Origin of the sequence: Geobacter sp. (genome assembly GCF_030834625.1) — a bacterium.
GTDB lineage: Bacteria > Desulfobacterota > Desulfuromonadia > Geobacterales > Geobacteraceae > Geobacter.
In genome coordinates this window covers 1-24,585 of record NZ_JAUQXO010000003.1, presented here as the reverse complement: position 1 = coordinate 24,585, position 24,585 = coordinate 1, and the positions used below count along the sequence as shown (strand labels likewise).

At 63.9% G+C, this 24,585-nt stretch carries 20 protein-coding genes; 12 read left to right on the top strand and 8 right to left on the bottom strand.

The features are described from left to right. Positions 1-106: 106 nt before the first annotated feature. Positions 107-892, bottom strand: a complete 786-nt coding sequence (locus tag RCH91_RS00150; protein WP_306532480.1) for a hypothetical protein — start codon at positions 890-892, stop codon at positions 107-109. Between the two features lie 305 nt (positions 893-1,197). Between RCH91_RS00150 and uvrA the strand changes: the two genes are divergently transcribed. The 7 genes from uvrA (at position 1,198) to RCH91_RS00115 (ending at position 13,988) form a co-directional block, all read left to right on the top strand. Further along, complete coding sequence (uvrA, locus tag RCH91_RS00145; RefSeq protein ID WP_306532482.1) at positions 1,198-6,939, top strand: excinuclease ABC subunit UvrA; 5,742 nt, start codon at positions 1,198-1,200, stop codon at positions 6,937-6,939. A gap of 94 nt (positions 6,940-7,033) precedes the next feature. After that, entirely contained in the window at positions 7,034-7,408 is a 375-nt protein-coding gene (locus RCH91_RS00140) for a hypothetical protein (RefSeq protein WP_306532479.1), read from the top strand. A 22-nt stretch (positions 7,409-7,430) separates the two neighbouring features. Beyond that, positions 7,431-7,793, top strand: a complete 363-nt coding sequence (locus tag RCH91_RS00135; RefSeq protein WP_306532478.1) for a DUF2784 domain-containing protein — start codon at positions 7,431-7,433, stop codon at positions 7,791-7,793. Positions 7,794-7,860: 67 nt separating this feature from the next. Further along, positions 7,861-8,928, top strand: coding sequence for an NADH:flavin oxidoreductase/NADH oxidase (locus RCH91_RS00130; RefSeq protein WP_306532477.1), 1,068 nt, complete (start codon positions 7,861-7,863; stop codon positions 8,926-8,928). A gap of 18 nt (positions 8,929-8,946) precedes the next feature. Next, a complete protein-coding gene (locus RCH91_RS00125) occupies positions 8,947-10,689 on the top strand; it encodes a transporter substrate-binding domain-containing protein (protein ID WP_373694344.1) in 1,743 nt (580 codons plus the stop codon). Positions 10,690-10,979: 290 nt separating this feature from the next. Beyond that, complete coding sequence (locus RCH91_RS00120; protein ID WP_306532475.1) at positions 10,980-12,386, top strand: sigma-54 dependent transcriptional regulator; 1,407 nt, start codon at positions 10,980-10,982, stop codon at positions 12,384-12,386. 273 nt (positions 12,387-12,659) lie between these two features. Beyond that, complete coding sequence (locus RCH91_RS00115) at positions 12,660-13,988, top strand: anaerobic C4-dicarboxylate transporter (RefSeq protein WP_306532474.1); 1,329 nt, start codon at positions 12,660-12,662, stop codon at positions 13,986-13,988. 74 nt (positions 13,989-14,062) lie between these two features. On the opposite strand, the gene RCH91_RS00110 is transcribed toward RCH91_RS00115, so the two are convergent. Further along, positions 14,063-14,551 (bottom strand): zinc ribbon domain-containing protein, encoded by a 489-nt coding sequence (locus RCH91_RS00110; protein WP_306532473.1) that lies wholly within the window; start codon positions 14,549-14,551, stop codon positions 14,063-14,065. Positions 14,552-14,686: 135 nt separating this feature from the next. Here RCH91_RS00110 and RCH91_RS00105 point away from each other — a divergent pair, with 135 nt between their 5' ends. Beyond that, positions 14,687-14,869 (top strand): MerR family transcriptional regulator, encoded by a 183-nt coding sequence (locus RCH91_RS00105; protein ID WP_306532472.1) that lies wholly within the window; start codon positions 14,687-14,689, stop codon positions 14,867-14,869. A 167-nt stretch (positions 14,870-15,036) separates the two neighbouring features. Here the strand turns inward: RCH91_RS00105 and rpsU are convergent, their stop codons facing one another. The 3 genes from rpsU to RCH91_RS00090 form a co-directional block, all read right to left on the bottom strand. Beyond that, complete coding sequence (gene rpsU / locus RCH91_RS00100) at positions 15,037-15,237, bottom strand: 30S ribosomal protein S21 (protein ID WP_306532471.1); 201 nt, start codon at positions 15,235-15,237, stop codon at positions 15,037-15,039. A gap of 215 nt (positions 15,238-15,452) precedes the next feature. Beyond that, the gene (locus RCH91_RS00095; protein WP_306532470.1) at positions 15,453-15,863 is read right to left on the bottom strand and encodes a YbaN family protein; all 411 of its coding nucleotides are present in this window, start codon (positions 15,861-15,863) and stop codon (positions 15,453-15,455) included. A 13-nt stretch (positions 15,864-15,876) separates the two neighbouring features. Then, a complete protein-coding gene (locus tag RCH91_RS00090) occupies positions 15,877-16,617 on the bottom strand; it encodes a hypothetical protein (protein ID WP_306532469.1) in 741 nt (246 codons plus the stop codon). A 228-nt stretch (positions 16,618-16,845) separates the two neighbouring features. On the opposite strand from RCH91_RS00090, the gene RCH91_RS00085 reads away from it, so the two are divergent. Then, positions 16,846-18,198 carry a DEAD/DEAH box helicase gene (locus RCH91_RS00085; RefSeq protein ID WP_306532468.1) on the top strand — a complete coding sequence of 451 codons (1,353 nt, stop codon included), beginning with the start codon at positions 16,846-16,848 and terminating at the stop codon, positions 18,196-18,198. Positions 18,199-18,307: 109 nt separating this feature from the next. On the opposite strand, the gene RCH91_RS00080 is transcribed toward RCH91_RS00085, so the two are convergent. The 3 genes from RCH91_RS00080 to RCH91_RS00070 all read right to left on the bottom strand — a co-directional run bounded on the left by RCH91_RS00080 (position 18,308) and on the right by RCH91_RS00070 (position 22,046). Further along, a complete protein-coding gene (locus RCH91_RS00080; protein ID WP_306532467.1) occupies positions 18,308-19,249 on the bottom strand; it encodes a Trm112 family protein in 942 nt (313 codons plus the stop codon). 13 nt (positions 19,250-19,262) lie between these two features. Beyond that, positions 19,263-20,156 carry an ATP-binding protein gene (locus RCH91_RS00075; protein WP_306532466.1) on the bottom strand — a complete coding sequence of 298 codons (894 nt, stop codon included), beginning with the start codon at positions 20,154-20,156 and terminating at the stop codon, positions 19,263-19,265. A gap of 264 nt (positions 20,157-20,420) precedes the next feature. Next, entirely contained in the window at positions 20,421-22,046 is a 1,626-nt protein-coding gene (locus RCH91_RS00070; RefSeq protein WP_306532465.1) for a fumarate hydratase, read from the bottom strand. Between the two features lie 246 nt (positions 22,047-22,292). Between RCH91_RS00070 and RCH91_RS00065 the strand changes: the two genes are divergently transcribed. The 3 genes from RCH91_RS00065 to RCH91_RS00055 all read left to right on the top strand — a co-directional run. Continuing rightward, positions 22,293-22,472 (top strand): SAP domain-containing protein, encoded by a 180-nt coding sequence (locus tag RCH91_RS00065; protein WP_306532464.1) that lies wholly within the window; start codon positions 22,293-22,295, stop codon positions 22,470-22,472. Positions 22,473-22,647: 175 nt separating this feature from the next. Then, entirely contained in the window at positions 22,648-24,030 is a 1,383-nt protein-coding gene (dnaB, locus tag RCH91_RS00060; protein WP_306532463.1) for a replicative DNA helicase, read from the top strand. 68 nt (positions 24,031-24,098) lie between these two features. Continuing rightward, on the top strand, positions 24,099-24,585 hold a 487-nt coding region (locus RCH91_RS00055), incomplete at its 3' end, for an alanine racemase (protein ID WP_306532462.1).

Sequence of the window (24,585 nt, the reverse complement as noted above, 5' to 3'; positions counted from 1 at the left end):
TGACGCCTCGGATCGCCTCAAGAGCAACTTTCGTCTTGTACTGACTGGTGAAGCTTTTGCGCTTCCGTTCACTCATTGCCTGCTCCTTTTTATCGCAGGCACCATCTTAAACTATTGTCCTGAAATTGGGGTCCACTATAGCGATAGTGATTTCATGTGCAAAGAAATTAACGTAAAAAGGTTGATAGACCACAGGTGCTGATATTTTGATGCCTCGCCACATAAACTCCCACTTGCGCTTACTCTTGTCCAAGATTGCTTTGATGATCTGAAGATCAACCTGTTCGTATATCACCCGTGCGTCTGGGTCCTCAGGAGTATTAGTTGCCATCTGCTGAAGGACCATCTTGGGTATGATGATATTTGGTGGTGGGGAATCCATGGCAGCCACAAGGCCAATACCGTTTATTTTTTCATCAGATGCTATCGTTTCAAAAGTCTTAGACATAGCTTTTACAAAATTCGGGTTCTTTTCTGCCTTTCGCGTTGCATCGTAGACATTTCGTGGAATCACAACTCTATCCTGTCCTTTTTGGACTATAACCTCGTCGGTCTTGACTTCAACAATGACCTTGTTGTCGACAGACAAGGTTCGTTCATAGATGTAGTTGCCGAGCACTCCAATCACTACCCCGAGCAGCACTTCCTTTGCGAAGAGGTTCTTTGAGCTCGTATAAACCGCTCGAATTTTGGCTCGAAAGCTTCCTGGCCCGAGTGCTTCAACTACTATTTCAATCTCATACCCACAGTTCAATGTGTTATTTGCAGCTTTTGCAGCGTCTGCGAGCGAAACCAGTGTCGAGGCTAGCGTATAGGCGTTAATACGGTTGTCTTCTGTGTCGAAATGTATAACGACCGAATTTTCAAACTGAGAAATATCAACGACTCGCATAGATTACCTCATTTCAGTTCAACATCCCGAATTCCTCGCCGACACGAATTCCCTTGCCAGACCTTTCCCACTGTCTGTTCCAGGGACTTTTCATCACCTGATGCAAGATCTCGAATTGTAGACATCGTTAAAGCATCCAAATGGAGGCACTATCTCAAGCCACGGAAGCGGTGTCAAGACCAGAAATCCGGCAAGCCAGGGGCGCGAATGCCTTCTGCGAATGGCAGTTCCTTCCTGTGACAAAAGGTGCGTCCAGGCCCTTCTACCGGTCGCGCGGCGCCCGTTTGCCTGCTATACTTCCCCCCATGGCCCACGATACCATTTCCATCAGAAACGCCCGCCAGAACAACCTGAAAAACCTCGATCTCGACCTTCCCCTCGGTGAGCTGATCGTCGTCACCGGCGTCTCCGGTTCGGGGAAGTCGTCCCTGGCCTTCGACACCGTCTACGCCGAGGGGCAGCGCCGCTACGTGGAGACCTTCTCCCCCTATGCCCGCCAGTTCCTGGAGCGGATGGACCGCCCCGCCGTGGACCGGATCGACGGGATCCCGCCGGCAATCGCCATCGACCAGACCAATCCGGTCCGGACCTCTCGCTCCACCGTGGGGACCATGACGGAGCTGAACGACCACCTGAAGCTCCTCTTCGCCCGGGCGGCGCGGCTTTTCTGCCGCGGCTGCGGCCGTCCGGTGCGCCGCGACACGCCGGAGAGCATTGTCGATGAACTGCTGGCGCGAGGCCCTCACCCGGCTTCCGGCCACCCTCTCCCAGAGGGCGAGGGTAACGATGGCTCCCTCTCCCCGGGGGAGAGGGTCGGGGTGAGGGGGAACGAAGCGACCTCCATCCTCGTTACCTTCCCCGTGCCGGTGCCGGCGAACTTCTCCGCCGACGAAGTGAAGGGATTCCTGGCCGGCCAGGGGTACACCCGCATCCACCGGGAGGAGGACGGCATCCTGGAGGTGATCCAGGACCGCACCCGCCTAGCGATGGAGAGCCGCTCCCGCCTCGTGGAGGGGATTGAGGCGGCGCTCCGGGTCGGCCACGGGCGGGTGCTGGTCTATCCCCTGGGGGGCGACGGCGCGCCGGGGGAGCCGTGGCGGTTCTCCAGCGACCTCCACTGCCCCGACTGCGACCTCTCCTACCACGACCCGGCGCCTCACCTCTTCTCCTTCAACTCGCCGGTGGGGGCCTGCGCCACCTGCCGGGGGTTCGGGAGGGTCATCGGTATCGACCACGGCCTGGTGATCCCCGACGAGTCCAAGACCCTTGCGGGCGGCGCGGTGAAGCCGTGGCAGACCGAGAGCTACCGAGAGTGCCAGGACGACATGATGACCTTCGCGGCAAAGCGGGGCATCCCCGTCGACGTGCCGTGGCGGGACCTGACGGCGGAGCAGCGGGAGTGGGTGATCGAGGGGAAGGGATCCTGGGATGAGGGCCTCTGGTACGGGGTGCGGCGCTTCTTCGATTGGCTTGAAACCAAGAGCTACAAGATGCACATCCGGGTCCTCCTCTCCAAGTACCGGGCCTACACCCTCTGCCCCGCCTGCCGGGGGGCGCGACTGAGCCCCGATGCGCTCCTGTGGCGGATCGGGACCAGGGAGGAGGCCGACCGGGTGCTTCCCCCGGAGCTCCGGTTCCGCCCCGAGGGGGTGGAGTTCCCGGATGATCAGCTCCTCAGCCTCCCCGGCCTCACAATTCACGATGTCATGCTCCTTCCCATGGACCGCTGCGCCGAGTTCTTCGGCACCCTGGCGCTCCCGGCTCCCCTGGACGAGGCGGCGGAGCTGCTCCTGCGGGAGATCCGCGCCCGCCTCGGCTACCTGGGTGAGGTGGGGCTCGGGTATCTCACGCTGGACCGCCAGTCCCGCACCCTCTCCGGCGGCGAGGTCCAGCGGATCAACCTGACCACGGCCCTCGGCACCTCCCTCGTGAACACCCTCTTTGTGCTGGACGAGCCCTCCATCGGCCTCCACCCCCGGGACATGGGGCGGGTGATCGGCGTGCTGCGGCAGCTGCGGGACGCGGGGAACACGCTCCTCGTGGTGGAGCACGACCCCCAGGTGATGCTCGCCGCCGACCGGATTCTCGACCTGGGCCCCGGCCCCGGGGAGCGGGGGGGCGAGGTGGTCTTCTTCGGGACCCCGACGGAGCTGGTGCGGGAACGGACCTCCCTGACGGCCCAGTATCTGACTGGGGAGAAACAGGTGGCCCCTCACCCGGCCTCCGGCCACCCTCTCCCAAAGGGCGAGGGTAAGCACAGCTCCCTCTCCCCGGGGGAGAGGGCCGGGGTGAGGGGAGATGGGGGATACCTCGAAATCCTCGGCGCTGCCGCCCACAACCTCACGGGGGTCGACGTCCGCATCCCCCTGGGCCGCCTCGTCTGCATCACCGGCGTCTCCGGCTCCGGCAAGTCGACCTTGGTTCAGGAGGTCCTCCACCGGGGGCTCCTGAAGCTGAAAGGGAAACCGACGGAGCCGCCGGGGATGCACGCTGCCATCGAGGGAGCAGAGCTGATCGGCGATGTGGTGCTGGTTGACCAGTCCCCCATCGGCAAGACGACACGCTCCAACCCGGCCAGCTACGTGGGGGCTTTCAACGCTATCCGGAAGCTCTTCGCCGCCGAGCCCCTGGCCAAGGAGCGGGGGTACACCACCGGCACCTTCAGCTTCAACGCCGGCACGGGGCGCTGCCCCGCCTGCGGCGGCAATGGTTTTGAGCATGTGGAGATGCAGTTCCTCTCCGACGTCTACCTCCGCTGCCCCGACTGCGACGGCCGCCGCTACCGCCCCGAGGTGCTGGAGGTGCGGCTCGTGCCGGCCGGTGGAGGGCGCCCGGTATCCATCGCCGATGTGCTGGAGATGACCGTGACCGAGGCGGTGGCCTTTTTCGGTGGACAGCGGGAGGTGCTCCGGAGGCTCGAACCCCTGGAGGCCGTGGGGCTCGGGTATCTGCGCCTTGGGCAGCCGGTGCCGACCCTCTCCGGCGGCGAGGCCCAGCGCCTGAAGCTTGCCGGCCATCTGGCCGCCGCTGGCGGCAAAAAAAGCCGTTTCCGGTCCCCGGTCCCCGGTCCCGGGTCCCTGTTCTTATTCGACGAGCCGACCACCGGCCTCCACTTCGAAGACATCGCCCGGCTTCTGGCCGCCTTCCTGCGGCTCCTGGAGGCGGGCGACTCCCTAGTGGTGATCGAGCACAACCTGGATGTGATCGCCGCCGCCGATTGGCTCATCGATCTCGGTCCCGAGGGGGGGGACGCCGGGGGCCGGGTGGTCTGCGTCGGAACCCCGGTAGAGGTGATGAGGTGCGGGGAGAGCCACACCGGCCGGGCCCTGCGGGAATATGGGGATGAACTGGCCGCGCTCGTGAGGGAGTCGGCCCAGGGGGTGGCGGAGGTGCTTCCCGCCGTGGTCCCGGACCGCTCCATCCGCATCGTCCACGCCCGGGAGCACAACCTGAAGAACGTCACCATTGCCGTCCCCCGGGACCGCTTCACGGTCATCACCGGCATCTCCGGGAGCGGCAAGTCCACCGTCGCCTTCGACATCCTGTTCGCCGAGGGGCAGCGGCGCTACCTGGAATCCCTCAACGCATACGCCCGCCAGTTCGTCCAGCCCGCGGCCCGCCCCGACGTGGATGCGGTCTTGGGCATCCCCCCCACGGTGGCCATCGAGCAGCGGACGAGCCGGGGCGGGCGCAAGAGCACCGTGGCGACCCTGACGGAGATCTACCACTTTCTCCGGCTCCTCTTCGTGAAGCTGGGGGTGCAGCACTGCCCCGACTGCGGCATCCCCATCACCCCCCAGACGCCGGATGCCATCGCGGCGCGGCTGCTGCGCGATTTCCGGGGGAAGCGGGTGGCGCTCCTGGCGCCGCTGGTCACGGCCCGAAAAGGGTACTACACTGATCTGGCCAAATGGGCCGCCGGCAAGGGATTCGCGCACTTTCGGGTGGACGGCGCCATGACCCCCGTAGAGCCGTGGCCGCGGCTCGACCGCTTCAAGGAGCACGACATCGACCTCCCCGTGGGGGAGATCACGGTGGCGGCCAAGGGGGAGGGGGCGCTGCGGGAGCTTCTCGACCGGGCACTGGCCTTCGGCAAAGGCGTGGTGCGGGTGGCAAGCCTTACCCCCCCTCCCTCGACGGGAGGGGGCAGGGGGGAGGGTGAAGTCAGGGAACTCCTCTTCTCCACCCTCCGTGCCTGCACCTCCTGCGGCCAAAGCTTCCCCGAACCCGACCCGCGGCTCTTCTCCTATAACTCCCGCCACGGCTGGTGCCCCCGCTGCTTCGGTACGGGGCTGGAGATCCCCGGCTTCGACGCGGAGCAGACCGGCGAGGAGATCTGGTGGAACGAGTGGTTCGAGGGGGAGGAGCGGACATGCTCCGCCTGCCGCGGGACACGGCTCAACCCCGAGGCCCTGGCGGTCCGCTTCCGGGACCGGAACATTGCCGAACTCACGGCCCTCACCGTGACCCAGGCGGCTGCCTTTGTGCGCGACCTGGGACTGAAGGGGCGTGAAGCGGCCATCGCCCGGGACATCGTGGCGGAGATCGGGACGCGGCTTGCCTTCCTGGGGGAGGTGGGGCTCGGCTACCTGTCCCTGGACCGGGCGGCCCCGACCCTTTCCGGCGGCGAGGCCCAGCGGATCAGGCTGGCGGCCCAGCTGGGCTCCAACCTGCGGGGAGTCTGCTACATCCTGGACGAGCCTACCATCGGCCTCCATCCCCGGGATAACCGGATGCTCCTGGACACCCTGCGGAAGCTGGAGGGGAAGGGGAACACCATCGTGGTGGTGGAGCATGACGAGGAAACCATCCGCCGGGCCGAGCACGTCATCGACCTGGGCCCCGGCGCCGGGGTGAACGGCGGCCACGTGGTGGCCGAGGGGACCCTCGCCCAGGTGATGGCGGCCCCCGCATCCCTCACCGGCCGGTACCTGGCCCAGCCCCTGCACCATCCCCTGGTGGAGCGGCGGCCCGCCCCGGCCCCCGACGAGCCGGCCATCCAGGTGATGGGGGCAACCCTCCACAACCTGCAGGAGATCGACATCGCCATCCCGCTCCGGCGGCTTGTCTGCGTCACCGGGGTTTCGGGGAGCGGCAAGAGTACCCTGGTCAGGAACGTCCTCCACTCAGGCCTCCAGGGGCTGCTGTCGAGCGGACGCGGGAAGGGGGCGCATCCCGTGAAGGGGTGCCGGGAGATCCGGGGATGGGAGCAGCTCATCCGGGTGCTGGAGGTGGACCAGACTCCCATCGGCAAGACCCCCCGGTCCTGCCCCGCCACCTACGTGGGGTTCTGGGACGCCATCAGGAAGCTCTACACCGGCACCACCGAGGCCCGGCTGCGGGGGTACGGCCCGAGCCGCTTCTCCTTCAACGTGAAGGGGGGGCGCTGCGACGAGTGCGAGGGGCAGGGGGTGAAGACCATCGAGATGAGCTTCCTTCCCGACGTGAAGGTGTCGTGCGAGGTCTGCGGTGGGCTGCGCTTCAACGCCGAGACCCTCATGGTCCGCCACCGGGGGAAGTCCATCGGCGACCTCCTGGCCATGAGCGTGGACGAGGCGGTGGAGTTCTTCGCCGCCCACCGGGCCATCCTCCACCCGCTGCAACTCCTGCAGGACGTGGGGCTCGGCTATCTCACCCTGGGGCAGCAGAGCCCCACCCTCTCCGGCGGCGAGGCCCAGCGGATCAAGCTCGTCACCGAACTGGCCAAGGCGAAGCTGGTGAAGGATGCGCTCCGGGTGCCGCGCACCGTCTCCCACTCCCTCTACATCCTCGACGAGCCTACCATCGGCCTCCACATGGCCGACGTGGAGAAGCTCGTCCGGGTCCTCCACCGGCTGGTGGAGGCGGGGAACTCCGTCATTGTCATCGAGCACAACCTGGACGTCATTGCCGAGGCCGACTGGATCATGGACCTGGGCCCCGAAGGGGGGGACGGCGGTGGGAGGATCGTCGCCCTGGGGACGCCGGAGGAGGTAGGCCGGGCGGGGGATGTTTCACACACGGGGAGGATTCTCGGGGAATTTCTGGGGGAGCGGGGAAGTCGATGATGGGGAATAGAGTGATTTAACCCCTTGAAGGGATGGTTAGGGTGTTGTAGGTTGTTTCAGAAAATCATCATGAGCAGACAAAGGAGTGACAAGGATGCCAAACGCAAAGGGGAAGGTGCTTATTGGGATAGTCGGGGTGGTGGCGCTGGTGCTGGTTGCGCTTGTTGGTTACACGTGGCTGTCGCTCACCTGGAGTTACTCCAAGGGGGAACGTGCCGGATACGTGCAGAAGTTCTCGAAAAAGGGGTGGGTATTCAAAACCTGGGAAGGTGAGCTGCAGATGCTCCCGGTGCCCGGTGCCATCCCTGAAAAGTTCCTGTTCAGCGTGAGGGATGAAGCCACAGCACAGAAGATCAACGAGTGCGTGGGGAAGAAGGTCGTTCTCCGCTATGGGCAGCACAAGTGGGTCCCCACGACAATATTCGCGGATACCGAATTCTTTGTGGAAGAGGTGAAGCCGTTGGAATAGCGGGAATCGTGCCGGAGACGTGATGGGGTATTCGCTCCTGGCAGATGCCGTGGTGCTCATCCACGGCATCTTCGTGCTCTTCGTGGTGCTGGGCGGCGTGGCGGTGCTCCGGTGGCGGCGGCTGGCGTGGCTCCATGTCCCCGCCGCCGTCTGGGGGGCCCTCATCGAGCTGACCGGCGGGGTCTGCCCCCTGACCCACCTGGAGGTATGGCTGCGCCGTCGGGCCGGCGAACAAGGGTATGAGGGGGGATTCATTGACCACTATATCCTGCCCCTCATCTATCCCGCCGGGCTCACGCGGGAAGGGCAGATCGCCCTGGGGCTTCTGGTGGTGGCCCTGAACCTGGCAGTGTACGGTTTTATTCTCCTGCGCAGCCGGCGCTAGTCTTCCTTTACTCCCCTCTGCCGTCTGTTACACTTTTCCGTGAACACCACGAACGGAGGATGTCCCCATGAGTGCCCTTTTCACGCCGCTGACCCTGCGGTCGGTCACGTTTCGCAACCGCATCTTCGTCTCCCCCATGTGTCAATATTCGAGCCGCGACGGGATGCCCACCGACTGGCACCTGGTCCACCTGGGGAGCCGGGCAGTGGGCGGTGCCGGGCTCGTGATGGTGGAGGCCACTGCGGTGAGCCCCGAGGGGCGCATCAGCCCCGACGACAGTGGCATCTGGGACGACCGGCACGCCGATGGGTTCGCTCCCATCACCCGTTTCATCGCCGAGCAGGGGGCGGTTCCCGGCGTCCAGCTCGCCCATGCCGGCCGCAAAGCCTCCACCGATCTGCCGTGGCGCGGCGGTCTCCCCCTTGAGCCCGCGGCGCGGGGATGGCAACCGGTGGCGCCGAGCCCGCGTCCCTTCGACTCCAGCCACCCGGTGCCCCGGGAGCTGTCTGAGGCGGACCTGGACGATGTGGTCAGGCAGTTCGTGGAGGGGGCCCGGCGGGCGCTGGCTGCCGGCTTCCGGGTGGCCGAGATCCACATGGCCCACGGCTACCTCCTCCATGAGTTCCTCTCCCCCCTTTCGAACCGGCGAACGGACGAGTACGGCGGAAGTCTGGAAAACCGGCTTCGCCTCCCCCTGCGGGTGGCCCGGGCGGTGAGGGAGGCGTGGCCCGTTGATCTCCCCCTTTTCGTCCGGATTTCGGCCACCGACTGGGTGGAGGGGGGATGGGACCTGGGGCAGTCGGTGGTCCTTGCCCGGCTCCTGAAGAAGACCGGGGTCGATCTCATCGACTGTTCCGCCGGCTTCCTCACTCCCGACGCTGCCATCCCCTTCGGCCCCGGCTACCAGACGCCGTTCGCCACCGCCATCCGGCATGAGGCCGGCATCGCCACCGGCACCGTCGGTTTCATCACCCAGCCGGCCCAGGCGGAGCAGATCGTGGCCACGGGCTTGGCCGACGCGGTCTTTCTCGCCCGCGAGATGCTCCGGGACCCCTACTGGCCTCTTCACGCTGCCCGCACCCTTGGTGTCGACATCCCGTGGCCCGTGCAGTACGAGCGGGCGAAACTCCCCTGACGGGAAGAGGCACCCACCGTGCTGAATCAAGACGATGCGAACCACCTATGCAGGAAGGGGAAGAGGACGCTGCTGCGGTTCCTGGCGGCCGCCGTCCTGTGCCTTCTCTGCGCTGTCTCCGCCCTGGGTGCCCCGGAGACCCCCGACTGGCATCGGACCATCATTGTCGGCGGTGACCGGGACTATCCCCCCTACGAGTTCATCGACAAAAACGGCCAGCCGGCCGGCTATAACGTGGAGCTGACCCGGGCCATCGCCGAAATCATGGGGATGAAGGTGGAGTTCCGTCTCGGGGCCTGGTCGGAGATGTTCTCGGCCTTGAAGAGCGGCCGGGTCGACGTGCTCCAGGGGATCTCGTGGTCCGAGGCCCGGGCGAAACAGATCGACTTCACCCCGCCCCACACCATCGTCTACCACGCCATCTTCGCCCGGCGCGACTCACCCTCTGCCGGTTCCCTGGAGGAGCTGCGGGGGAAGAAGGTGGCGCTCCACCGGGACGGGATCATGCACGAATACCTGGCGGCGCGGGGCTACGGGAAGGACCTGGTTCTGACGCCGACCCCGGCCGACGCCCTCCGCCTCCTGGCCGCGGGGGAGTGCGACTACGCGGTGGTGGCCATGGTGCCGGGGATGTACATCATCCGGGAGAACCGGCTCACGAACCTGGTGCCGGTGGCCAGGAGCATCGCGGCCCAGCGCTACGGCTACGCGGTGCGCCAGGGTGACGCGGAGCTTCTGGCCCGCCTCAGCGAGGGGCTCGCCATTCTCAAGAAGACCGGCCAGTACGGCGCGATCCACGCCAAATGGCTCGGGGTGCTGGAGCCCCAGCCGATGCGGTGGCAGGAGACGATCAAGTATGTGGCGGTGGTGGTGATACCGCTTCTGCTCATCCTCGGTGGCACGGTCCTCTGGTCCCATTCTCTCCGCCGGCAGGTGGCCCAGCGGACCGAATCACTCTCCCGGGCCCTGGAGGAGGTGCAGCTGAACCAGCAGCAACTGGTGCAGGCCGACAAGATGGCGGCCCTCGGCATCCTCGTCTCCGGGGTGGCCCACGAGATCAACAATCCCACGGGGCTCATCCTTCTGGATGTTCCGATCCTGCGCAAGATTTACAACGACACGGCCCCCATCCTGGAGGAGCGCTACCGGGAGGAGGGGGACTTCACCCTTGGGGGGCTCCGCTACTCCCGGGTGCGGGAGGAGGTGCCCCGGCTCCTGGAGGAGATGCAGGAGGGGGCCAAGCGGATCAAGCGGATCGTGGAGGATCTGAAGGACTTTGCCCGGCGGGACGATGTCGGCGGCAAGGAGCAGATGGACCTGAACGGCGTGGCCCAGGCGGCGGTGCGGCTGGTGGATACCTCGCTGCGCAAGGCCACGACCCGCTTCACGGCCCGCTACGGGCCGGACCTGCCGCAGGTGTGGGGGAACGCCCAGCGGATCGAGCAGGTGGTGGTGAACCTGATCCTCAACGCCTGCCAGGCCCTGCCGGACCCGTCGCGGGGGATTGAGCTGGAGACCTCCTACGACCCGGCAGGGGGGCGGGTGATCCTCCGGGTGCGGGACGAGGGGAGCGGCATCGCGCCCGAGCATCTTTCCCGCCTCACCGATCCCTTCTTCACCACCAAGCGAGAGAGCGGGGGGACCGGGCTGGGGCTTTCGGTCTCTGCCGGGATCGTCAAGGAGCATGGGGGGAGCCTCTCCTTCGATTCGACACCGGGGGAGGGGACCACGGTTACGCTTTCTTTGCCGGTTATCGCTTGATTGTTGCGCTGACGGTGGCGGTCGGGGGGCGAAGGGCCCGCTCCGAAAAGAGTCCAAGCGTCGCCGGTCGGTTTTCATGGGGACTGTTCTGCCGGTTCGGAAGCTTTCCCTCCGGATAACTGTCGGTGCTTTTTTGCGGGACTCTTTTCTCCGCGAGCCCTCCGCCCCTCTCCGGGAACCTTTGTTGCCTGATTTCACGGATCTATCCCCCTCCCTTGACGGGAGGGGGCCAGGGGGTGGGTGATGTTTCAATCAGTTGAGCCATATGGCTCAAGGGAGTTCGTACGCATATGAACGAGAACCGCTATCCCGTCTTCGGCATCCTCCTGGTGGACGACGAACCGGCCTGGCTCCGCTCCCTCTCCTTGACGTTGGAGTCGTCGGCCGGCATCACCAACACCATCCTCTGCCAGGACAGCCGCCAGGTGCCGGCGCTTCTGGACGGCGGCGGCATCGGGCTCGTGCTCCTGGACCTCACCATGCCGCACCTGTCGGGGGAGGAGCTCCTCAAACAGATCGCCGAGCGCCACCCGGAGGTGGCGGTCATCGTCATCAGCGGGCTGAACCAGGTGGAGACGGCGGTCCGCTGCATGAAGTTCGGGGCCTTCGACTACTTCGTCAAGACCGACGAGGAGGACCGGCTTGTGGGCGGGGTGCTGCGGGCGGTGCGGATGCTGGAGCTGCAGCGGGAGAACCGGGAGATGTCGAGCCGCCTCGTCTCCGGCGGGCTGCGGCACCCGGAGGCCTTTGCCGGCATCGTCACCGGCGACCGGGCCATGCTCGCCCTCTTCGCCTACATCGAGGCGGTGGCCACGAGCCCCCAGCCGCTCCTCATCACCGGCGAGAGCGGGGTGGGGAAGGAGCTCCTGGCCCGGGCAGCCCACACCCTGAGCGGCTGCAAGGGGCAGCTGGTGGCGGTGAACGTGGCCGGGCTCGACGACACGGTCTTTGCCGACACCCTCTTCGGCCACGTGCGGGGGGCCTTCACCGGGGCCGAGACGGTGCGGCGCGGCATGGTGGAGGAGGCGGCCAACGGCACCCTCTTCCTGGACGAGATCGGCGACCTGGGGATACCCTCCCAGGTGAAGCTCCTGCGGCTCCTCCAGGAGGGTGAGTACTTTCCCCTGGGGAGCGACCAGTCCCGGCGCCTGCGGGCCCGGATCATCGTCGCCACCCACCAGAACCTTGCGGCCAAGGAGGGGACAGGCGCCTTCCGGCGCGACCTCTACTACCGGCTCCGGACCCACCAGGTCCATGTTCCGCCGCTCCGGGAGCGGAAGGGAGACATCCCGCTCCTCCTGGATCATTTTCTGGCCGAGGCGGCCCGCACTCTCGGGAAGAAAAAGCCGACCCCGCCGCCGGGTCTCCCCCAGCTCTTGGCCACCTACGGTTTCCCGGGGAACGTGCGGGAGCTGAAGGCGATGATCTTCGACGCGGTCAGCGTCCATCGCGACCGGATGCTCTCCATGGAGAGTTTCGCCAAGGCCATTGGCAGTGCGGAAGAGCCGGTCAGCACTCCGCCGCCGACCCTGAACCCCTTTGCCGGGTTCGAGAAGCTCCCCACCTTTACCGATGCCGCTGAGTTCCTCGTGGAAGAGGCCATGGCCCGGGCCGGCGGCAACCAGACCCTCGCCGCGCGGCTCCTCGGCATCTCCCAGCCAGCCCTGTCGAAACGGTTCAAGATGATGCGCAAATGAACCCCCATAACCGGAGGTTATACCGATAACTTTGGTTATGCCTCCTGTATCCTTGCGAAACCACTGGAAATATCTGCCGTCGTTCCCCGCTGGCATAACCGCTGGTTATGCCGGATTCCTCCCGGAAATATCCCTGTAAACGTCAATCTAATCAATAAAAACAGTCACTTGCACAATGTTGTCGTTCTTGGTATCCCCCTTGCTCTCATGAGGGTGTATCTGACAGACAACAGGTGCGGACTCCCAGAGGGTCCGACCGAATGGGAGGCAGTTATGGCAATGTTCTGGATCCAGTTCGTTCTCGTTCTTGGCGCGGTTCTGATCGGTATCCGCAGGGGTGGGGTGGCCTTGGGCCTAATCGGGGGTCTTGGAGTGTCGCTCCTGGTGCTCGGCTTCCGCAGCTCCCCCTCGGAGCCCCCCATCGCGGTCATGCTCATCATCCTGGCGGTGGTCACCGCCTCGGCAACCCTCCAGGTGGCCGGCGGCCTCGACTACCTGGTGCAGCTGACGGAAAAGCTGCTGCGGGCCCACCCCAAGTATGTGACCATCCTGGCCCCGCTCTCCACCTTCTTCCTGACGGTCTGTGTCGGCACAGGCCACGCGGTCTACGCCCTGCTGCCGGTCATCGCCGACGTGGCCATCAAGACCGGCATCCACCCCGAGCGCCCCATGGCCATTTCCAGCGTCGCCTCCCAGATGGGGATCACCGCAAGCCCCGTGGCCGCCGCGGTGACGTTCTTCCTCGGCTTCGCCGCCAAGGCCGGCCATCCGGTGACACTCATTGACATTATCTCCATCACCATGCCTGCCGGTGTCATCGGCCTGCTGGTGGCTGCCGCCTGGAGCTTCAACCGGGGCAAGGATCTGGACAAGGACTCCGAGTACCAGGCCCGCCTCCAGGATCCCGAATTCCGCAAGAGTCTTGATGCCAATGTGACCACCCTGGACAAGGAGATCAGCACCACCGCCAAGCTTTCCGTGGCCCTCTTCTTCGCCGGCGTGGGGACCATCATCCTCTTCGCCGTATGCCCCGACCTGCTCCCCCTGAACGGCGAGAAGAAACCGGTGCCAATGACCACGGTGGTCCAGTTCGTCATGCTCGCCTACGGTGCGTTCATCATGTTCGCCGCCGACGTGAAGGCCAAGGAAATTGCCCACTCCAGCGTTTTTACCGCCGGCATGATCGCCGTGGTCTCCATCTTCGGCATCGCCTGGATGAGTGATACCTTCATTTCCGCCAACAAGAAGTTCCTGGTGGACAACATCGGCGTCATGGTCAAGATGGCCCCCTGGACCTTCGCCATCGCCACCTTCTGCATCTCCGCCTTCGTGAAGAGCCAGGCGGCAACCCTGGCCATTACCCTCCCGCTGGGGCTGGCCCTGGGGCTTCCGGTTCCGCTCCTTCTGGGGCTCATGCCGGCCAGCTACGCCTACTTCTTCTTCGCCTTCTACCCCAGCGACCTGGCGGCCATCAACTTCGACCGCACCGGCACCACCCGCATCGGCAAGTACCTCCTGAACCACAGCTTCATGATTCCCGGCCTGATTGCGGTCAGCGTTTCCACGGTGGTTGCCTACGGGATTTCCCAGATGATTCTGTAAAATGGATGAGGGCCATGCAACGGCGTCACAAAGGGGGGATTATTTCCCCCCTTTGTGCATTCCAACACTGGAAGTTACAGGGCGTAGAGCGTGTCGTCGTGAGCAGGGGGGGCAAGGCGCTTCCTGATCCCCCGAATCCCTTCCCTGCCGAAGGGATTGTCGGCGTCGAACAGGTCATCCATCTCCTCCTCGATCTTCTCTGGGTCTTCGCCCGCCTCCAACCGCCGCATGGCCTCCTCGAACCCCGAGCCCAGATTCATCCCCGTGGCATCCTGGAGTTTTCGCATGAAGCGGGCCATCTGTCGGGGGTCGTTCTCGTCCATCCCTTCCATCTCTCCCGCCAACCCCATCATGGCCCGCTCCAGCTTTTCCTCGTCCAGATCGGGCATCCCTTCCAGCGGTTCTTCCGTCCTTCCCTTTGAGAACGCAAAGCGGGATACCTGGCGCTCCAGGGCGGGACGTTCGCATTTGGGGCAGGGGGGGCGCTTTTCGGTGTTCACCCGGCGGGAGAGGAAGGAGAAGATGGTGTGGCAGTCGGCGCAGTAGAATTCGTAGACCGGCATCGTTGCAGGCTCCTTTCGTGACCTTTTATGGAAAGATAATCATGCGGAATTTGTTCCGTCAAGTTCTACAGTACTGAGGCGGTTCCGGGCTGGAGTGGTATACTGTTGGTAGGTCCCGGAGAAGGAGGTAGCGTCATGTCGATAGACAAAACTTGGTATACCCTCGATGAGGCGGTGGCGAAATTCGGTGTTCCCGCGGCACGGATCCTCTCCTGGGTGGAGAATGGCCTCGTGCGGAGCGAGGATGAGGGGGGAAGAGTAGTTCGGGTGAACGGCGACGACCTGGAACTCAAGGTAGAGGAATTGACCGGCCTCTGACGGGAAAGGACGGGCGGGTAACGAAAAAAGGCCCGCCTGTGCGAGCCTTTTTTCTTGAAATGCTTCCGGACAATGCCGGATGTGCTGACTAGATCTTCGTGACGTTGGCCGCCTGGAGCCCCGTGGGACCCTGCACCACGTCGAAGCTTCGCGTGTGGCGGTCCGGTTCAGTCCTTCTCGGGCCTTTTGAACCGCAGGGCCTTGCGTCTCTTCCGCTCGGCCTCCTGCTGCTTGCGCTTTTTCTTGACCGACGGCTTTTCGTAGTGCTTTCTCTTCTTCATTTCCTTGAAGAATCCCTCCGTCTGGAGCTTACGCTTCAGAACTTTGAGGGCCTTCTCCATGTCGTTTCCCTGAACGCTTACCTGCACGTGTTATCTCCTTCCCCGGGGGCGGCCTTATGAATTGTGAGGGGGGCCGAAACCCGAAAACAAAAAACCCAGAAGGCTTTTAAAGCCCGCTGGGGGATACACTTCAAAAGGCCCCGCAACTTTACCACACCTTCCGCACCTTTGCATGCAAAAACTTCTTTTTGGGGAAAAGCGTGGAAAAGGTGGTGATCCCGGCCCGTATTGCGTTACTTTCCTCAATCCCGAGTAGGGAGCCTGAGCAGGTAGACCGTCACTGCCAGTCCTATGGCAAACAGGAGCACCCTGACCCAGAATAGGGGGACAACAAAGAGGGCTGAAGTGGGGATGGTTACCCAGATGAGGCCGATGGCCGTGGCTCTGGCCCGCCGGGGGATGCCGGAGCCGTCCAGGTAGCCGTGGAGGATGGGCCCCAGGTGGCGGTGGTCCAGGAGCCAGCGGTGGACCCGCTCGGAACTGCGGGCGAAGCAAGCCGCCGCCAGGAGAAGCAGCGGCACCGTGGGGAGGAGTGGGAGGAAGATGCCGAGCACCGCCAGGGCCGTGGAGAGAAAACCCGCTCCCAGGAGTATCCAGCGGAGGATCTTCCCTGGCGGTACGGGAGGATGAGCGGTGCGTTTCCGAACGTTCATGTCGTTTCAGCCGTCAAGGAAGAGGGAGGTTGAATGTCTCGTCTCCGTATGAGGTGCCTGTGTAGTAGGCGGCCATGAAATCCCTGTGGCGCCGGGCAACAACGTAGTTGATTCCCGTGGCTGCGGACGCCTGCTCCAGGGCCTGCTCATCGCTGAGGGCGGGATCCTTCTTCCGGACGGCCTCAATGGCCATGGTGATGGCCAGGCCGGTGCCGAAGCTCTCCCGGTCGGGGCGATGGAGGCGGGGTCTGTCGACGGTTTCATCCGTCTCCTTCTTTGTTCCGATCAGGGCGTTGGCCGCCTCCATCTGATCCATGGTGGGGATGCCGTAGCGGAGCACTACCTTCCCCCGATCCCAGGACGCTTCGGCCATGGTGCAGACCGGGCAGTCCACCGCCGGCTTCAGTGTCAGGGTGATCCGTTCCGCAGCGGGGACTTTTTCCTTCAGCTTTTTCACCATCGCCACGGCCGCCCCCTTCAGCTCCGAGCGGTCGCTGTCAAACCGGACGATCCCGATTCCCTCCACGGTTTTCCCCTTGTCGCTGAATCTGACGCTCCGCACCTCGAAGGTGAGGTCCTTCTTCACCTCTCCCGTGACGAAAGGGGGTTCCTTCGCGGCGGGAGAGGACACCGCTGGCGCCGGGTTGCCCTGCTTCGGATCGGGTTCAAGCCAGAGGCCGATCCGCCATGCCAGGAAGAGGGCGATGAAGAGGGATATGATGCCGGTGACGAGCTTGTAGTTTCTGCCGTTCATGGGGACTCACCTGCCTGGTGTGTGATGTTGACGGTATGACTCAAAGGGTACAGGGAATGACGTGGAAATGCAAACCGGTGAGGCGGGCGGCATAACCCCTTGACAGATTTCGACCAAAGCTGCTACGGTCGTTGAATGATCACCAGCTGTTCCCGGATATCGCGATAATCGTAAGCCCCGGAATACCCCGGGGCTTTTTTTCTTGAGGAACGCAGAAAGAAGGAAGTAATGGAATTCATACAGTTCAATCTCCACCCCACGGTGGCGGCCGGCGTCACGGCGGCGGGATACACTACCCCGACGCCGATCCAGGCCCAGGCGATCCCGACGGTCATGGAGGGGCGCGACGTCATGGGGCTCGCCCAGACCGGCACCGGCAAGACTGCCGCCTTCGCGCTGCCGATCCTGCACCGGCTGGCCCAGGGGGAGCGGGGCCGCGTCCGCACCCTGGTCATTGCACCGACCCGGGAGCTGGCCGAGCAGATCAACGAGAGTTTCGTCACTCTGGGGCGCCAGACCCGCCTGCGGAGCGTCACGGTCTACGGCGGCGTTAACGTCAACCCTCAGATACAGAAGCTGAAGGGGGGCGCCGAAATCGTCGTGGCCTGCCCGGGGCGGCTCCTGGACCACATGTCCCAGGGGACCATCGACCTCTCGCATCTGGAGGTACTGGTTCTCGATGAGGCTGACCAGATGTTCGACATGGGCTTTCTCCCCGACATCCGGCGGATACTGAAGCAGCTTCCCTCGAAGCGCCAGACGCTCCTCTTCTCGGCCACCATGCCCACCGACATCCGGGCCCTGGCCCAGGAGATCCTGCGGAACCCCGTCACCGTGCAGGTGGGGACCGTTGCCCCGCCGGTCACCGTCACCCACGCCCTCTACCCGGTGGAGCAGCACCTGAAGACGCCGCTTCTGCTGGAGCTGCTTCGCCACACCGATACCGAGTCGGTTCTCATCTTCACCCGCACCAAACATCGGGCCAAGCGTCTGGGGGAGCAGCTGGAGAAGGCTGGCTACAAGGCGGCGTCCCTCCAGGGGAATCTTTCCCAGAACCGGCGTCAGGCGGCCCTGGACGGCTTCCGTGACGGCACCTTCCAGATCCTCGTGGCCACTGACATCGCCGCCCGGGGCATCGACGTTTCCCAGGTGTCCCATGTCATCAACTACGACATCCCCGACACCGCCGAGGCCTACATCCACCGCATCGGCCGTACCGGCCGTGCAGCACGCAGCGGCGACGCCTTCACCATGGTGACGAGCGAAGACACGGTCATGGTCCGCACCATCGAGCGGAAGCTCAACGCATCCCTGGAGCGCCGGACCATGGGCGGCTTCGACTACAGCGTGCCGGCTCCCAGGAAGGACACCGAGTTCGCCCGTGCGCCCCGGCCGCCGATGCCGTCCCGCAGGCCCGCCGAGGCGAAGAAAGGGGGAACCCGTCAGGCGACTCCCCACCAGCCGGGAAGCGCCAAGCCTGCCGAGGGGAGGCGTCCCCAGCCGCAGTCAGCGAAGGCGCACCCCGCCCGCACCGCCGGAGCCGGCGGCCAACGCACCGGACAGCCGCGCCGTCCCCGCTGAGCGATACGCTCCGGGACGATGCCGTGATGGAAAAGAAAGAGGGGGAAGCTGCACTGGCGGCTTCCCCCTCTTTCTTTTTGTCATGGGTGATTCCCGTGAAAAAGTATCCTTACCGCCCGGCCACCAGAAATTCGCTCCTGATCAGCTCGAAATGGTTGCGGTGTGAGCGGATTTTCCACCAGATGCTCCCCTCCCGGGTCACGTTCCATGGAGGCGCGATGATCCCGTCCCTCCCCCCCAGGAGGGCGCGGACGTTGTCCATCCCCCGCCCCGGGTAGGGGCCCGACTCAGTCCCCCCCAGCCACTTCTCCTCCGGCGTATTGGCCGTGGACCAGGAAAAGGGATCGGACAGAAGGAACGAAGCGCCCGACAACCGGGCGATCCGGTTCATCTCGTAGAGGTGCGCCAGGGGGTAGGAGACCCGATCGATCAGGTTCAGGGTGGCGGTTTGGGCGAAGGTCTCCCGGGCGAAGGGGATGGCCAGGGCGTCGGCTATGACGAAATCCACCCCGTCGGTTCGCCACTGATCGGGGAGGGCAAGGCGGAATTCATCCCGCAGGTTCCCCTCCCGGGGGAGGGAGAAGGTGAGCTGACGCTCCCGGGCAAGCTGCCGCGCTGCGCGGATGAAGGTGAGGGAGAGGTCGAACCCCATCGCCAGTTCGCTCCGCTGCCCCATCTCGAAGGTGAGCCTCCCCACGGCGCATCCGGCGTCCAGGGCGGTTTCGGCGCTTCCGGCAAGGGACGATGCCCAGGCGGTGTAGGCTTCCCCTGCCTCCGGGTCCCCGGTCAGGTCCGCGAAGTGGCTCCAGAGGTAGGTTGCCAGGGTTCCCTGCTCCTCGTACTTCCACTGCCCTCCCGCCGGGCCTGCGTTCGGATCGGGAAGGAGTACGGCGATGCCGTCGCTGATCGGGAACCGGCGCCGGCACCCCCTGCAGGAGAGGGCGCCTGTGGTCACATCGCCGTCAGCCTCGGCAGTGGCCGTGAGCTCCAGGGGACGCTCCCTGGGGAGACAGGCGGGACAGATGAGGAGGGGGGCGATGCTCCGCTTCATGGAGTCCGGCGCTCTATGCGGCCTGTTTGTCCAGCAGGTACTTGCCCACCCAGTGCTTGGAGAACTGGTAGGCAGTACGGCCGCAGCGCTTTTTCTTGTCGTGGGACCACTGGATGGCGTCAAGCCTCAGTTGCTCGGACCAGGGGATATCCACCTTCCGCGTGCGGGCCTCCCGCTCCACGCAGAGGCGCACGGCCTCAAGGTAGCGGTCCTGGGTAAAGACGTGGAACGGAACCCAGAGGCCGAACCGGTCCGAGAGGGCGATTTTTTCTTCCGTTGCCTCGCTCTCCTGCAGTTCGCCGTTGACCATTTTCCAGCCGATGTTGTCGGAATCATACTCGGGAAGGAGGTGGCGGCGGTTGGACGTGACATAGATCAGGACATTCTCGGGGGGGGAGTAGACTGACCCGTCCAGGGCGCTCTTGAGGATCTTGTAGGTCAGTTCTCCCGGCTCGAAGGTGAGGTCGTCGCAGAGGAGGATGAAGCGGTAAGGTTCGTTCTCCACGGCGGAAAAGATGTCCGACAGATAGATCAGGTCTTCCTTCTCCACCTGGATGACCCGGAGCCCCTCGGCTGCGTACTCGTTGAGGAGTGCCTTCACCAGCGACGACTTTCCCGTTCCCCGCGAACCCCAGAGGAGGGCGTTGTTGGCCGGCAACCCCTTCAGGAACTGGCGCGTGTTGCTGATCATGGTCTCCTTCTGCTTCTCCACCCCCAGCAGTTCATGGAGGGTGGTGGTGTCGGTCATCCTGACCGACTGCAGAAAACCGGAAAAGGAGTGGCGGCGCCAGTTGGCGGCGTAGCAGGAGGACCAGTTGACCGGTTTTACGGCCCGGGGGAGGAGCATCTCGACAGAACTGAGCACACGCTCGAGCTGGGCAACGAATTCGGGTTTCAGGTTAAGCATGGTTCTCTCTTTTCGTGAATGGGGTATACACGGTTTTCGAGTTTCCGGCGACAGCTTCGTGAAAAAGCGGCTAGCAGCCTGAAAAAGCAAGACAAAACAGTGGTTGTTTTTGTGTACGTTATCCCCGTGTCCCCTGTCAAGTTCAAAACCCTGAGCTTGTCGCTGCAAACGCTCTGCTCTTACGATACAGGGCATTCCTTCCTGCACACAGAAAAGCCCCCGGCCGCAGCAACCGGGGGCTTTTTCCTCTATCAGGTCGGTGTGCTACAGACCCAACTGCTTGAAGAAGTCATTCCCCTTGTCATCCACCAGGATGAAGGCCGGGAAGTTCTCTACCTCGATCTTCCAGACCGCTTCCATCCCCAGTTCGGGGAAGTCGATGCACTCCACCTTCTTGATGTTTTCCTCGGCAAGAACCGCGGCCGGGCCGCCGATGGAGCCCAGATAGAAGCCGCCGTGCTTCTGGCAGGCATCGGTCACCTGCTGGCTCCGGTTCCCCTTGGCGATCATGATCATGGATCCGCCATTGGCCTGGAGGAGGTCGACGTAGGAGTCCATCCGGCCGGCGGTGGTGGGGCCGAAGGAGCCGGAGGCCTTGCCCGCCGGGGTCTTGGCCGGGCCGGCGTAGTAGATCGGGTGATTCTTCAGATAATCGGGGAGCGGCTTGCCGCTGTCGAGGATTTCTTTGAACTTGGCGTGGGCGATGTCGCGGCCCACGACGATGGTGCCGTTCAGGAGGAGCGGAGTTGAGACTGGGTGCTTGCTGAGTTCGGCCAGGATCTCCTTCATGGGGCGGTTCAGGTCGATCTTGACCCCGTGCTCATGCTTGCCGCGATACTGCTCGGGGATCAGGCGGCTCGGGTTGCGGTCAAGCTCCTCCACGAACAGGCCGTCCTTGGTGATCTTGGCCTTGATGTTGCGGTCGGCGGAGCAGGAAACCGCCATCCCCACGGGGCAGGAGGCGCCGTGGCGGGGGAGCCGGATGACCCGGATGTCGTGGGCGAAGTACTTGCCGCCGAACTGGGCGCCGATGCCGAGCTTGTAGGCCTCGTGGAGGAGCTTTTCCTCCAGTTCCACGTCGCGGAAGGCCTGGCCGTGCTCGTTCCCTGTGGTGGGGAGTGCGTCCAGGTACCTGGCGGAGGCGAGCTTGACGGTCTTCATGCAGGCGTCGGCCGAGGTGCCGCCGACCACGACGGCGATGTGGTAGGGGGGGCAGGCAGCAGTGCCCAGGTACTTCATCTTGCTTACCAGGAACTTGAGCAGGCTGTCCGGGGTAAGAAGCGCCTTGGTCTCCTGGAAGAGCATGGTCTTGTTGGCGGAGCCGCCCCCCTTGGCTATGAAGAGGAACTTGTAATAATCGCCGTCCACGGCCTGGATGTCGATCTGGGCCGGCAGGTTGGTGCCGGTGTTGACTTCCTTGTACATGTCCAGGGCCACGGTCTGAGAGTAGCGGAGGTTCTCCTCGGTGTAGGTCTTGTAGACTCCCTTCGAGAGGAACTCCTCGTCCTTGCCGCCGGTCCAGACATGCTGCCCCTTTTTGGCGACGATGGTGGCGGTGCCGGTGTCCTGGCAGAGGGGGAGCTCAAAATTGGCGGAAATCTCGGCATTGCGCAGGAAGGCCAGGGCGACCCCCTTGTCGTTCATGGAGGCTTCCGGGTCGCGAAGGATCTTGGCCACCGACTCGTTATGCTCGGGGCGGAGCAGGAAGGAGACGTCCTTCATGGCTGTGTTGGACAGAACGGTGAGGGCCTCGGGATCGACCTTGAGGACCTCTTTCCCTTCGAAGGTTGCTACGCTGACGTACTTCTCCGAGTCGGGGATCTTGTAGTACGAGGTTTCATCTTTTCCGAGGGGGAAGGGCTCCTGGTAAACGAACGGCTTGGTGGACATACGTGCTCTCCTTTCGTGCGGGATATGAGGAGTTTTTGTATACAGTATGCAGAAAGCAATCTTATGTAAAAATTTTCATTTTGTCGAGAGGGAAGTTGAACAGATGGAAGTTGAACGTAACCGGGAGAATCGGTCGTTCGGTTGCGAACCGGTGAATATTCTGGTACATGTAATGGGAGCGTCATAACGTAGTAACATGATGGCGATAATCTGAATCACAGAAAAGCTCGATCGGGAGGAAACACCATGAAGATGCAAGAGATCAAGGAGATTGCGAAACAGCGGGGAGTTAAGGCTGGCACCCTGAAAAAGGCTGAACTGATCAAATCCATCCAGCGCATGGAAGGGAATACCGACTGCTACGGCGAGGGGAAGGCCGACACCTGCGGGCAGGATCAGTGTCTGTGGCGGGAGGACTGCGACTGAGGCCTTGCACTGCCCTGGGGAATGAAAGGCGAGGCGGACCGGATGGTCGCCTCGCCTTTATTTTGGACGATGGGGCGACGGGTCAAAACCGTTGACCCGGTCGACCGCGCGGGGTATAGTACCTCCTTCCCCGACTCACTACCAGCATTTGTTCCCAACGTTCCCAAGGCAGGCCATGTCCGCAGTAGATCTGAGAAAAGTCCCTCCCCAGAGCATTGAGGCCGAGATGTCGATCCTCGGCGGGGTACTCCTCGACAACGAGGCAATCAACCGTGCCTTGGAGATCCTCGAGGCAGACGATCTCTATCGGGAGACCCACCGGAAGATTTTCCGGGCCATGGTGGACCTTTCCATCCGCAACGAGCCCTGCGACCTCATTACCCTCACCGACGTTCTCAAACGGACCGGGGAACTGGAGGAGGTGGGTGGGGCCGCGTATCTGGCCACTCTGGTCGACTATGTTCCCACGGCCGCCAATATCGCCTACTACTGTCGGATGGTGAAGGAGAAGTCCATCACTCGCCGCCTCATCACCGCGGCCACCGACATCGTCACCAAGGGGTACGACGCGGAGACAGGGGTGGACGAGCTCCTGGACACTGCCCAGAAGACCATCTTCGAGATATCGGACAACAAGCTCCGCCCCGCTTTCACGCCGGTGGGCACTATCCTCAAGGACACCTTCAAGCACATCGAGACCCTCTTCGAGAAGAAGGAGCACGTCACCGGCGTCCCCACGGGCTTCTACGACCTGGACGAGATGACCGCCGGCTTCCAGCGGGGAGACCTCATCATCATCGCCGGCCGCCCCTCCATGGGGAAGACGGCCTTCGCCCTCAACATCGCCCAGTACGCCGCGGCCCACGCCAGCACGCCGGCGCCGGCGGCCATCTTTTCGCTGGAGATGAGCAAGGAGCAGCTCGTGATGCGGCTTCTCTGCGCCGAGTCGCGGGTCGATGCGAGCCGCCTGCGGACCGGCCACCTGGTGGACACCGACTGGCACAAGCTGACCCACGGGGCCGACAAGCTCGCCAAGGCTAAGATGTTCATCGACGATACCCCGGCCATTCCGGTGCTGGAGATGCGGGCCAAGGCCCGGCGCCTCAAGGCGGAGCACGGCCTGGGGCTCATTGTGGTGGACTATCTGCAGCTCATGCGGGGCTCCAACACGGAGTCGCGCCAGCAGGAGATCTCGGAGATTTCCCGCTCCCTCAAGGCCCTGGCCAAGGAACTCAGCGTGCCAGTGGTGGCGCTTTCGCAGCTGAACCGCTCCCTGGAGAGCCGCACCGACAAGCGCCCCATCATGAGCGACCTGCGGGAATCGGGGGCCATCGAGCAGGATGCCGACGTGATCATGTTCGTCTACCGCGACGCCGTCTACTGCGACGACTGCAAGAAGCGCGACGGCTCCTGCACCAAGGAGCACGACAAGGACGCCGAAATCATCATCGGCAAGCAGCGTAACGGTCCGATCGGCACGGTGCGCCTGGCCTTCATCGGCAAATACACGCGCTTCGAGAACCTTGCCGCCGGCATGTACAACTTCGAGGACGAATGACTCGGCTTGGGTCTTGCCCGGCGGGCGCCTTACCATAGGCACCCGTTTCAGTTGCAGGACCCGATGCCATGCGTCCCCTCGTTGCCACCGTCGACCTTTCCGCCATTCGCCACAACTATGCCCTGGCCAAGCGCTGCGCGCCGCAGCGCCAGGCGTTCGCGGTGGTCAAGGCGAACGCCTATGGCCACGGTGCGCGCGAAGTGGTTACCGCGTTGCACGACGATGCCGATGGCTTCGCCGTAGCCTGCCTGGAGGAGGCCGCGGAAGTCCGCGCCTTGCACGCCAGCGCGCGCATCCTGTTGCTGGAAGGCTGCTTCGAGGCGAGCGAATACGCCCTCGCCGGGCAATTGCGCCTGGACCTGGTGATCCAGGGCGCGGAACAGGGCGAGGCGTTCCTCGCCGCCGGCCTGGATATTCCACTCAACGTCTGGCTCAAGCTCGACTCCGGCATGCACCGCCTGGGCTTCGATCCCGTCGCGCTGCGCGCCTGGCATGCGCGCCTGCGCAACCATCCCGGTGTGCGCGAACTGAACCTAATCAGCCATTTCGCCTGCG

Excerpts from the sequence above, each read along its gene's own strand:
- RCH91_RS00065 (WP_306532464.1), top strand. The coding sequence starts at position 22,293 with ATGAAGATGCAAGAGATCAAGGAGATTGCGAAACAGCGGGGAGTTAAG.
- RCH91_RS00080 (WP_306532467.1), bottom strand. The coding sequence starts at position 19,249 with ATGAAGCGGAGCATCGCCCCCCTCCTCATCTGTCCCGCCTGTCTCCCC.
- RCH91_RS00115 (WP_306532474.1), top strand. The coding sequence starts at position 12,660 with ATGGCAATGTTCTGGATCCAGTTCGTTCTCGTTCTTGGCGCGGTTCTG.
- RCH91_RS00085 (WP_306532468.1), top strand. The coding sequence starts at position 16,846 with ATGGAATTCATACAGTTCAATCTCCACCCCACGGTGGCGGCCGGCGTC.
- RCH91_RS00090 (WP_306532469.1), bottom strand. The coding sequence starts at position 16,617 with ATGAACGGCAGAAACTACAAGCTCGTCACCGGCATCATATCCCTCTTC.
- RCH91_RS00140 (WP_306532479.1), top strand. The coding sequence starts at position 7,034 with ATGCCAAACGCAAAGGGGAAGGTGCTTATTGGGATAGTCGGGGTGGTG.
- RCH91_RS00095 (WP_306532470.1), bottom strand. The coding sequence starts at position 15,863 with ATGAACGTTCGGAAACGCACCGCTCATCCTCCCGTACCGCCAGGGAAG.
- RCH91_RS00135 (WP_306532478.1), top strand. The coding sequence starts at position 7,431 with ATGGGGTATTCGCTCCTGGCAGATGCCGTGGTGCTCATCCACGGCATC.
- RCH91_RS00110 (WP_306532473.1), bottom strand. The coding sequence starts at position 14,551 with ATGCCGGTCTACGAATTCTACTGCGCCGACTGCCACACCATCTTCTCC.
- RCH91_RS00120 (WP_306532475.1), top strand. The coding sequence starts at position 10,980 with ATGAACGAGAACCGCTATCCCGTCTTCGGCATCCTCCTGGTGGACGAC.
- RCH91_RS00150 (WP_306532480.1), bottom strand. The coding sequence starts at position 892 with ATGCGAGTCGTTGATATTTCTCAGTTTGAAAATTCGGTCGTTATACAT.
- dnaB (WP_306532463.1), top strand. The coding sequence starts at position 22,648 with ATGTCCGCAGTAGATCTGAGAAAAGTCCCTCCCCAGAGCATTGAGGCC.
- RCH91_RS00105 (WP_306532472.1), top strand. The coding sequence starts at position 14,687 with ATGTCGATAGACAAAACTTGGTATACCCTCGATGAGGCGGTGGCGAAA.
- uvrA (WP_306532482.1), top strand. The coding sequence starts at position 1,198 with ATGGCCCACGATACCATTTCCATCAGAAACGCCCGCCAGAACAACCTG.
- RCH91_RS00130 (WP_306532477.1), top strand. The coding sequence starts at position 7,861 with ATGAGTGCCCTTTTCACGCCGCTGACCCTGCGGTCGGTCACGTTTCGC.
- RCH91_RS00075 (WP_306532466.1), bottom strand. The coding sequence starts at position 20,156 with ATGCTTAACCTGAAACCCGAATTCGTTGCCCAGCTCGAGCGTGTGCTC.
- RCH91_RS00070 (WP_306532465.1), bottom strand. The coding sequence starts at position 22,046 with ATGTCCACCAAGCCGTTCGTTTACCAGGAGCCCTTCCCCCTCGGAAAA.